8 protein-coding genes are annotated in these 9,746 nt (G+C 63.6%); 3 read left to right on the top strand and 5 right to left on the bottom strand.

What is annotated here, in order from left to right:
- Positions 1-35: 35 nt before the first annotated feature.
- Complete coding sequence (locus BJQ17_RS20230; protein ID WP_003253717.1) at positions 36-506, bottom strand: Lrp/AsnC family transcriptional regulator; 471 nt, start codon at positions 504-506, stop codon at positions 36-38.
- Between the two features lie 126 nt (positions 507-632).
- On the opposite strand from BJQ17_RS20230, the gene BJQ17_RS20225 reads away from it, so the two are divergent.
- The 3 genes from BJQ17_RS20225 (at position 633) to BJQ17_RS20215 (ending at position 3,191) form a co-directional block, all read left to right on the top strand.
- On the top strand, positions 633-938 hold the full coding sequence (locus tag BJQ17_RS20225) for a hypothetical protein (protein ID WP_003253715.1): 306 nt from the start codon (positions 633-635) through the stop codon (positions 936-938).
- 176 nt (positions 939-1,114) lie between these two features.
- Positions 1,115-2,788: a GspE/PulE family protein gene (locus BJQ17_RS20220; RefSeq protein WP_070096554.1), complete on the top strand. Its 1,674-nt coding sequence runs from the start codon at positions 1,115-1,117 to the stop codon at positions 2,786-2,788.
- 88 nt (positions 2,789-2,876) lie between these two features.
- Complete coding sequence (locus BJQ17_RS20215) at positions 2,877-3,191, top strand: DUF2388 domain-containing protein (RefSeq protein WP_004575834.1); 315 nt, start codon at positions 2,877-2,879, stop codon at positions 3,189-3,191.
- 65 nt (positions 3,192-3,256) lie between these two features.
- Here the strand turns inward: BJQ17_RS20215 and gcvP are convergent, their stop codons facing one another.
- The 4 genes from gcvP to BJQ17_RS20195 form a co-directional block, all read right to left on the bottom strand.
- The gene (gcvP, locus tag BJQ17_RS20210) at positions 3,257-6,130 is read right to left on the bottom strand and encodes an aminomethyl-transferring glycine dehydrogenase (protein ID WP_070096553.1); all 2,874 of its coding nucleotides are present in this window, start codon (positions 6,128-6,130) and stop codon (positions 3,257-3,259) included.
- A gap of 196 nt (positions 6,131-6,326) precedes the next feature.
- Complete coding sequence (gene gcvH / locus BJQ17_RS20205; RefSeq protein ID WP_003253706.1) at positions 6,327-6,710, bottom strand: glycine cleavage system protein GcvH; 384 nt, start codon at positions 6,708-6,710, stop codon at positions 6,327-6,329.
- Between the two features lie 51 nt (positions 6,711-6,761).
- Positions 6,762-7,844: a glycine cleavage system aminomethyltransferase GcvT gene (gcvT, locus tag BJQ17_RS20200; protein WP_003253703.1), complete on the bottom strand. Its 1,083-nt coding sequence runs from the start codon at positions 7,842-7,844 to the stop codon at positions 6,762-6,764.
- Between the two features lie 127 nt (positions 7,845-7,971).
- Positions 7,972-9,594 (bottom strand): iron ABC transporter permease, encoded by a 1,623-nt coding sequence (locus tag BJQ17_RS20195; RefSeq protein ID WP_003253701.1) that lies wholly within the window; start codon positions 9,592-9,594, stop codon positions 7,972-7,974.
- Positions 9,595-9,746: the final 152 nt, after the last annotated feature.

Raw genomic sequence — 9,746 nt, 5'->3', positions numbered from 1 at the left:
CACCGGTGTAGGAGCGGGTTTACCCGCGAATGGCCTCAACGCGATAGCGGCAGGCTAGTGGTGGACTTGATCTCGGAAAGCGCCACAATCGAATTCACCTCCTGAATCCCCGGCACGTTCGACAGTTTTTCGAAGAAGAACCGCTCGTAGGCCTCGATGTCAGACGTGACGATGCGCAGCAGAAAGTCCACAGCCCCCATCAGTACATAACACTCCAGCACCTCAGGGAACCCGCGGATCGCCTCGGTGAACTCGGTGAAGTTGGAGCGCCCGTGGGCGTTCAATTTCACTTCGGCGAAAATCTGCGTGTTCAGGCCGACCTTCTTACGGTCCAGCAAGGTCACCTGCCCACGAATCACCCCCTCTTCCTTCAAGCGCTGAATGCGCCGCCAGCACGGCGATTGCGACAGCCCGACGCGCTCGGCGATCTGTGCACTGGACAGCGAAGCGTCCTCCTGCAGCAGTTCGAGGATGCGACGGTCGTAGGCGTCCAGCTCGCTGTGCATTATCTATTCTCCACATCAGATTTTTTTGAATAAAAGAATTCACCAATAAGGCGAAATCACCCAATCATAGCGAAAAAATACCGCCAGCAACGTGCAAGAATTTCTCCCTCATTTGCGGAGACCAGCATGAACGCACAGCCCCGTACCGACGCCTGGGCCGCCACCAACGCCCACAGCACCGTGCACTATCGCCTGCAGGCCGAGGCCGAGCCCGATAGCCTGTGCCGGGTGCTCAACCTGTTCGCCTTGCAGTTCCTGACCCCGCATAGCGTGCAGGTCAGCCAGCAGGATGACTGGCTGGATATCGAAATCGGCATTGGCGGGTTGAGCTGGCACCGGGCCGAGGTCATTGCACAGAAACTGCGTAACCTGGTGTGTGTGGGTGAGGTGAGCCTGACCAACTTGCAGCGAGTGGCGTTGGCAGTGGTCTGAACCACCCTCTCTGCTGGACCTGTACCTCAAGGCACGTACGATCCCTGTAGGAGCGGGTTCACCCGCGAAGCGTCCGGAACAGGCGCAGCAAAATCCCGAAACCTTTCACCTCCAATAGCCACCCGCCGCCCGGCTAGCCTTGATCAGCACTACCCGATCAGGCACGGACGCCACCCATGCATACCCCCGACAATCCGGCACTCGACCTCAAGCGTGTGCTCCAGGCCCTGCTCGCTGACCAGCACCTGCACGCCAGCGATACCCTGCAAGTACTCGAACACGCCGCTGCCCACCCCACTAGCCACCCGCTGGAACACATCGCCGCCTGCAGCCTGGAAAACCGCCAGCACCCTGGTCAGCCTCTGGACCTGGAGTACCTTTGCCAATGGCTGGCCGACAAGGTCGGCCAGCCCTACCTGCGCATCGACCCCATGCAAATCGACCTGCCCCAGGTCACCGGCCTGATCTCCCCAGCCTTCGCCCAGCGCCACGGCATCCTCATCGTCGCGGCCGATGCCTCCAGCGTCACCGTCGCCAGCGCCCAGCCTTTCCAGGATGACTGGCAGGCCGACCTGGCCCGTAGCCTCGGCCGATCGATCCGTCGCGTACTGGCCAGCCCGCAGCAGATCCGTGAGTCAGCGCAGTCGTTCCACCGCCTGGCCCAGTCGGTAAAAGGCGCGCAATACCAGCAGTCGGCCAGCCTGGGGGAACTTGAGCAATTGCTGGAGCTGGGCAAACGCCAGGCCGAGGCCAGCGCAGACGACGCACACATTGTGCATATCGTCGACTGGCTGCTGCAGTACGCCATTGAGCAACGCGCCAGCGATATCCACTTGGAACCGCGCCGCGAACAGGGCCAGCTGCGCTACCGCATCGATGGCCTGCTGCACACCGTCTATGCCTTCCCCGCCGGGGTCACCCTGGCCCTCGTCAGCCGCCTGAAACACCTGGGCCGCATGGACGTTGCCGAGAAACGCCGGCCGCAGGACGGCCGGTTGCAAAGCCGCCTGCCCGGTGGTGGAGAAGTGGAGCTGCGGCTTTCGACCCTGCCCACCCCGTTTGGCGAGAAACTGGTGCTGCGCCTGTTCGACCCGCACCAGTTGCAAGAGGGCTTCGACCGCCTTGGCCTGCACGGCCAGCAACTGGCCCAATGGCAGCGCCTGCTACGTCAGCGCCAAGGCATCATCCTGGTCACCGGCCCCACCGGCTCCGGCAAAACCAGCACGCTGTACACCAGCCTCAAACTGTTGGCCACCCCACAGGTCAACCTGTGCACCATCGAAGACCCGATCGAGCGCCTGGAGCCAGCCTTCAACCAGCTGCAGGTGCAGCCCGCGCTGGACCTGGGGTTTGCCAACGCGGTCAGGGCCATGCTGCGCCAAGATCCCGATATCATCATGATCGGCGAAATTCGCGACCGCGAAACCGCCCTGGTGGCAGTTCAGGCAGCGCTGACCGGGCACCTGGTACTGTCCACCCTGCATACCAACGACGCTTGTGCAGCGATTACCCGCTTGCAAGAGCTGGGTGTGGCCGACTACCTGATCAAGGCGACGCTTATCGGGGTGATGGCCCAGCGCCTGGTGCGAACCGTCTGCACCGACTGCCAGGCAGGTTCATCAGCCACCTGCCGAGCCTGCCGCGGCACCGGTTTTCAGGGGCGCACAGGATTATTCGAACTGCTCGAGCCCAGCGACACCTTGCGCGCATTGATCGGCCCTGATGCCGACCTGACCCGATTGCGGCGCCAGGCGCTGGCCGATGGCCTGATTGACCTGCGCCATTGCGGCGAGGCCAAAGTGGCCGCTGGGCAGACCCGTGCCGAGGAAGTGCTGCGCGTCTGCAACTGACGAAAAGTCCTTTGTATTCAAGGAACTTGCCTCGCCCGAAAAGATCCAAGCGCGCATCTTCAACCATCACCCTTCGAGGTGTTTCAACATGCGTCTCAAAACCGCCATTGCCGCCGCTACCTTGCTTTCGCTGCCTATTGGCTCGGCCATGGCCGATACCTTCTGGCGTAACGTGATGACTTCCGGTGCTACCACGGCATCGAGCTACCTGACCTCGCGGGATCACAAGCTGGTAGTGGCCGCGCAGGATGACGCCAGCAGCTTCGTCGCCAGCGAAGGCGCGATCCGCGGGCCGTTCCTGGAAGCGGCCATGCGCGAGGCACGGGCAGAGAACCCAGGGATGCAGGCTTCCGACATGGAGTTGGCCAATGCCATCCTGGCCAAAAATGCAGTAGCCGAGTAACTGCGTCGCCTGCTTCGCGGGTAAACCCGCTCCTACAGGCACCCGCGAAGCATCCAACACCTACCTCAGCGATAAGCCTCCACCGGCACACACGCACAGAACAGATTCCTGTCCCCATACACGTTGTCTACCCGGTTCACCGCCGGCCAGTATTTGTGCTGGCGCACGTGAGCACTGGGGGCCACCGCCTGCTCCAGGCTATACGGCCTGTCCCACCCCCCCAGCACATCAGCCAAGGTATGCGGTGCATGCTTCAGCGGGTTGTTCTCCGCTGGCCAGTTGCCCTGCTGTACTTCGTCAATTTCCGCCCGAATCGCCAGCATCGCCTCGACGAACCGGTCCAGCTCGGCCTTCGATTCACTCTCGGTCGGCTCCACCATCAGCGTGCCCGGCACCGGGAACGACATGGTCGGTGCGTGGAAGCCATAGTCCATCAGGCGCTTGGCCACGTCCTCTTCGCTGATGCCTGTCAGCGCTTTCAACGGCCGCAGGTCGAGGATGCATTCATGCGCCACGCGCTGGTTGCGGCCGCGGTAGAGCACCGGGAACGCCGCGCCCAACTGGCTGGTCAGGTAGTTGGCCGAAAGGATGGCCACCTCGCTGGCGTCGGCCAGCTGCGGGCCCATCATGGCGATATACATCCAGCTGATCGGCAAGATGCTTGCGCTGCCCCAGGGCGCGGCGCTGACCGCGCTGTTGTTCGGGTCCAGCCCAGGCACCGGCACCACCGGGTGGCTGGCGACGAACGGCTTGAGGTGCGCGCGGATACCGATCGGCCCCATACCCGGGCCGCCACCGCCGTGGGGAATGCAGAACGTCTTGTGCAGGTTCATGTGTGAAACATCGGCCCCAATGTCTGCGGGGCGCGCCAGGCCCACCTGGGCATTGAGGTTGGCACCGTCCATGTAAACCTGGCCGCCGTGCTGGTGCACCACATCGCAGATTTCGCGTATCCCTTCCTCGTACACACCGTGGGTCGAAGGGTAGGTAATCATCAGGCACGACAGACGCTCCCCGGCCGCGTGCGCCTTGGCTTTGAGGTCAGCCAGGTCGACGTTGCCATCGTTGTCGCAATCGACGATCACCACGTCCATGCCGGCCATCTGTGCCGACGCCGGGTTGGTGCCGTGGGCCGACGAAGGGATCAGGCACAACGTGCGCATCGGCTGATGGCGGCTGCGGTGATAGCGCGTAATGGCCATCAGGCCGGCGTATTCACCCTGAGCACCGGAGTTGGGCTGCATGCAGATCGCATCGAAGCCGGTGATCGCGCACAGCCAGCTTTCCAGTTCGTCGATCATCGCCTTGTAGCCTGCCGCCTGGGCCGCCGGGGCGAACGGGTGCAGCTGGGCAAAACCGGGCCAGGTGATGGGGATCATCTCACTGGTGGCGTTGAGCTTCATGGTGCACGAGCCCAGCGGAATCATCGACTGGTTCAGCGCCAGGTCCTTGTTCTCTAGCTGCTTGAGGTAGCGCAGCATCTCTGTTTCGCTGTGATGCAGGTTGAACACGGGGTGGGCGAGGAATGGCGTGCGTCGCACCAGGCTGGCGGGGATGCCTTCAGGCAGGGCCAGCTGGTCGAGGGCGGTGATTTCCAGGCCATGATCCACCCCCAGGAAGATGTCGAGCAGGCGCAGCACCGTCTGTTCGTTGCAGGTTTCGTCCAGGCTCACGCCCAGGTGCCCGCGACCGAGAATGCGCAAATTGATGTGCGCGGCCTCGGCGCTTTCAATGATGGCAGCCTGGGCACCACCAACATTCAGGGTAAGGGTGTCGAAGAAGTGCTGATTGAGGCGTTTGATGCCTTTGGCCTCAAGGCCGGCAGCCAGGATGAAGGTCAGCCGGTGCACACGCTGCGCGATGCGTTGCAGGCCTTCCGGGCCGTGGTACACCGCGTAGAAGCCGGCAATGTTGGCCAACAGCACCTGGGCCGTGCAGATGTTGGAGTTGGCCTTTTCGCGGCGAATATGCTGCTCGCGGGTTTGCAGGGCCATCCGTAATGCAGTGTTGCCACGGGCATCGCGCGATACGCCGATGATGCGACCCGGCATGGCCCGCTTGTAGTCGTCGCGACAGGCGAAATAGGCCGCGTGAGGCCCGCCGTAGCCCATCGGCACACCAAAGCGCTGGGTCGAGCCCAGCACCACATCGGCGCCCAGCTCTCCGGGCGGTGCCAGCACCACCAGGCTCAGCAGGTCAGCGGCTACGCAGGCCAAGGCCTGTTGGCCGTGCAAATGGTCGATCAGCGGGCGCAAATCGCGCACTTCGCCGTGGGTGTCGGGGTACTGCAGCAAAGCGCCGAACACCGAGTGTTTGGCAAGGTTATCCACAGAATCGACGATCAGCTCGAAGCCGAACCCCTCGGCGCGGGTCTGGAGTACCGAAAGGGTCTGCGGGTGGCAGTGCTCGTCGGCGAAGAAGGCGTTGCTCTTGTTGCGTGCCACCCGCTTGGCCAGGGCCATGGCTTCGGCGGCAGCGGTGGCTTCATCAAGCAGCGAGGCATTGGCCAGAGGCAGGCCGGTGAGGTCGATGACCATTTGCTGGAAGTTCAGCAGCGCCTCCAGCCGGCCTTGGGCAATTTCGGGTTGGTAGGGCGTGTAGGCGGTGTACCAACCGGGGTTTTCCAGCACGTTGCGCAGGATGACCGTGGGGGTGATGGTACCGTGGTAGCCCATGCCGATGAGGCTGGTCCAGACCTGGTTCTGTTCGGCATAACCGGCCAGCTTGGCCAGGGCGGCTTGCTCGTCCAGTGCCGCAGGGAGGTCGAGGGGGCGATTGAGGCGGATGTCTGGGGGAACGGTCTGCTCGATCAGCTCGTTGCGGCTGGCGATACCCAGCGCGTTGAGCATGGCCTGCTGCTCTGTGGCATCGGGGCCCAGGTGGCGGCGCAGAAATGGGTTGAGCTCTTGCAGTTGATGCAGGGATGGCGACTGGGACATGACGACGCTCTCTTCCTAGACCAGGCCTCATGGAGACTTACAAGTCTAGGAAGGGATTGCCGATTGTGCGGGGAAACTTGTCTGCAGGCCCGGCCTCTTCGCGGCTGAAGCCGCTCCCACAGGGGCTGCACCCGTCTCGAATGCAGCGCTGTACCTGTGTAGGAGCGGCTTTAGCCGCGAAGCAATCGACGCGGTCTTACTCGCCAATCAGCGCCTGGTAGCCAGCCGCATCCAGCAACTTGTCCAGCTCGGCCGGGTTGCTTGGCTTCAATTTGAAGATCCACGAACCGTAAGGCTCTTCGTTGAGCAGTTCCGGGCTATCGGCCAGCTCTTCGTTGACCGCAATCACTTCGCCACCGACCGGGGCATAGATGTCCGAAGCGGCCTTGACCGACTCCACCACACCCGCAGCGTCGCCAGCGCCAAACACTTTGCCGACTTCAGCCAGCTCGACGAACACCACATCACCCAAGGCTTGCTGGGCGTGATCGCTGATACCCACGGTCACACTGCCGTCGGCTTCCAGGCGAGCCCACTCATGGCTTTCGGCAAAACGCAGGTCGGCGGGGATATTGCTCATGTCTTGAATTCCTCGATTGGCTCAGCGGTACGCCCGCCGGTTATAAATTGTTCAGATCAGGATCTTGCCGTGGCGCACGAAGGTCGGTTTGACCACCCGCACCGGGTACCACTTGCCGCGAATTTCCACCTCGGCCCGATCACCGGTAGCCATAGGCACGCGCGCCAACGCAATGGACTTGCTCAGCGTAGGCGAGAAACTACCACTGGTGATCTCCCCTTCGCCAATGCCGGCTACACGCACGACCTGATGGGCGCGCAGTACACCGCGCTCTTCCAGCACCAGACCCACCAGCTTTTCCTGCACGCCGTGCTCGATTTCCGCAAGCAGGCCGACACGGCCGATGAAGTCGCGCTCGGCCGGTTCCCAGGCGATGCTCCAGCCCAGGTTGGAGGTGAGCGGGGTGTGGTTTTCGTCGATGTCCTGGCCGTACAGGTTCATGCCGGCTTCCAGGCGCAGGGTATCGCGGGCGCCCAGGCCGCTTGGGGCGATACCGGCGCCGACCAGATCGTTGAAGAAGGCCACCGCCTGATCGCCCGGGAAGATGATCTCCAAGCCGTCCTCACCGGTATAGCCGGTGCGGGCAATGAACCAGTCGCCGTCAGCAACGCCCTCGAACGGGCGCAGTTCGCGGATGAGTGCAGCGCGCGCGGGGCTGAGCAGGGCCGCGACCTTTTCGCGGGCCCGCGGCCCCTGGATGGCAAGGATGGCCAGATCAGGGCGGACTTGGAAGTCCACGGAAAACCCGGCACGCTGCGATTGCAGCCAATCGAGCACCTTGGCACGGGTGGCGGCGTTGTTGACCAGGCGATAGCCGGTTTCCGTGCGGTAGACGATCAGATCATCGATTACACCGCCCTGTTCGTTCAGCAGTGGGCTATACAGCGCCTTGCCGGTGTCGTCGAGGCGGGCCACATCGTTGGCCAGCAAGCGCTGCAGCCAAACAGTGGCATCAGTGCCGTCGACATCGATCACGGTCATATGGGAGACATCGAAGACGCCGCAATCGCTGCGCACCTGGTGGTGCTCCTCGACCTGCGAGCCATAGTGCAGGGGCATGTCCCAGCCACCGAAATCGACCGTCTTGGCGCCTAGCGCCAGGTGCAGGTCATACAAAAGCGTGCGCTGTCCCATGGGTTTCTCCTTCCGGGCGTGGCGAAGCGGCGGCGGTCGATGACGTTGGGTCGTCAGCTTTTCTTGTTACTCACACCCGCCGCGCGAATGCCGCGCATTGTAGCCGCAAGGTCGCAAACTGACATCCTCAGTGACTGTGACCGGGTCGACGTGCCGAACGGCGAATCAGGCCGATGACCGGCAGCAGCCCCACCAATACCAAGGTCAGTGCCGGCAGCGAGGCGCGCGCCCACTCGCCTTCGCTGGTCATCTCGAACACCCGCACGGCGAGGGTGTCCCAGCCGAACGGCCGCATCAGCAAGGTGGCGGGCATTTCCTTGAGCACATCGACGAACACCAGCAGCGCGGCGCTAAGTGCCCCCGGCACCAGCAGCGGCAGATACACCTTGAAAAACAATCTTGCGCCGCCAACACCCAGGCTGCGCGAGGCTTCAGGGAGTGACGGGCGGATGCGCTCCAGGCTGCTCTCCAGCGGCCCGTAGGCCACCGCGATGAAGCGCACCAGGTAGGCCAGCAGCAACGCCGAGAGGCTGCCTAGCAGCAGCGGCTTGCCGGCGCCGCCCATCCAGCTGGACAGCGGGATGACCAGGTGGTTGTCGAGGTAACTGAAGGCCAGCATGATCGATACCGCCAACACCGAACCGGGCAGGGCATACCCCAGATTGGCCAGGCCAACCCCGGCGCGGATTCCGCCCGTCGGTGCCTGGCGCCGGGCGAAGGCCAGCAGCAGCGCCACGCATACCGTGACCAGCGCCGCCATGCTGCCCAGGTACAGGGTGTGCAGCACCAGGCCGACGTAACGCTCATCCAGGTCATGCCGACCGCGTTGCCAGAACCACACCAGCAACTGCAGCAGCGGGATGACGAAAGCGCAGGCAAACACCAGCAGGCACCAGCCACTGGCCAGCAGCGCCTTGAGGCCGCACAGGTGATACAGCGCCTGCGCGCGCGGCCGTTCGTTGCCGCTTCGGCTGGCACCGCGGGCGCGGCGCTCACCGTACAGCACCAGCATCACCGCCAGCAGCAGCAGGCTGGCCAGCTGGGCCGCACTGGACAAGCTGAAGAAGCCGTACCAGGTCTTGTAGATGGCCGTGGTGAAAGTGTCGAAGTTGAACACGGCCACTGCACCGAAGTCGGCCAGGGTTTCCATCAGCGCCAGGGCGATACCGGCACCGATCGCCGGCCGAGCCATGGGTAAGGCCACCCGCCAGAAAGCCTGCAGGGGCGATAACCCAAGTACCCGCGCCGCCTCCATCAGGCCCTTGCCCTGAGCCAGAAAAGCCGTGCGCGCCAACAAGTAGACATAGGGATAGAAGACCAGCACCAGGACGGTGATTACCCCACCAGTGGAACGCACACGAGGCAGGCGCATTGGCCCGAACACCTCGCGCAGGGCGCTTTGCACCGGGCCGGCAAAGTCCAGCAGGCCGACGAAGACGAATGCCAGCACGTAGGCCGGGATGGCGAACGGTAGCATCAGCGCCCAGTCCAGCCAGCGTCGACCGGGGAAGTCGCAGAGGCTGGTGAGCCAGGCCAGGCTGACGCCCAGCACGGTGACACCCACACCCACACCCACCACCAGGGTCAGGGTATTGCCGAGCAGGCGCCCCATCTGGGTGTCGAGCAGGTGGGACCAGATCTGCAGGTCGATGGATTGCCAGGACAACAGCAGCACGCTCAGGGGCAGCAGCACCAAGGCGGCGATCAGGGAGACCGGGAGGTACCAGCGGCGTTGAGGGGTGTGGGGCAAGGCTGAAATCTCGAGTGCGATTGCGACCGCTGCGCGGTCGTTCGCGGGTAAACCCGCTCCTACGGGGACCGCGCAAGGCAGTGCAGGTCCCGTAGGAGCGGGTTTACCCGCGAAAGGGCCCTAACGGGCCCAAAGAGGATAAGGCCTGGCGC

The sequence above is a fragment of the Pseudomonas sp. NBRC 111139 genome (genome assembly GCF_001753955.1).
Lineage (GTDB): Bacteria > Pseudomonadota > Gammaproteobacteria > Pseudomonadales > Pseudomonadaceae > Aquipseudomonas > Aquipseudomonas alloputida.
This window is presented reverse-complemented; position numbering and strand designations above follow the sequence as displayed.